The sequence below is a fragment of the Methanosarcina spelaei genome (assembly GCF_002287235.1).
Taxonomy (GTDB): Archaea; Halobacteriota; Methanosarcinia; order Methanosarcinales; family Methanosarcinaceae; genus Methanosarcina; species Methanosarcina spelaei.
Map to the genome: position 1 here is coordinate 1 of NZ_LMVP01000393.1, position 501 is coordinate 501.

The following is a 501-nucleotide window of genomic DNA, read 5'->3' on the forward strand; positions in this document are numbered from 1 at the left end:
ATATAGAATCTAATGAAATTAAATATTCACTCTGCAACGCCTCTGAGGACACTTCATTAGATGAACTTGCAAAAATGCAGAGTTCAAGGTATTGGATTGAGAGAGCATTTCAGGATGCAAAAGGAAACTGTGGAATGTCCGAATATATGGTGAGAAATTGGAATGCATGGCACCATCATATGGCGTTAGTAATGCTTGTAATGCTTATTTTACTCTCTTATCAGAAAAAGTTCAACAAAATGTACAAAATTTCAATTTCTGGGGTTATATGGATACTAAAGTACCATAATCCGTTGAAAAGAGTTGATGCCTGGGAAATTGCAAGAATATTAAACCAAGATAATGAGCTGAGAAGAAAGGCAAGGATTAGCAGGTTAAGAAGTTCATAACTTTTTGGATTAGAAAAATAGGGTTCTTTTTCTGGTTACTGGTAAGTATGAAATTTTGATAGAAATAATTCATGATGATAAAAATAATGGAAACTGTTGATTAAGAAGAAAA

Annotated in this window: 1 pseudogene; it reads left to right on the forward strand. The window is 32.7% G+C overall.

Annotation, left to right across the window (positions count from 1 at the left end):
• Positions 1 to 389 (forward strand): annotated as a pseudogene (locus ASJ81_RS15205) (hypothetical protein); the annotation flags it as partial.
• Positions 390 to 501: the final 112 nt, after the last annotated feature.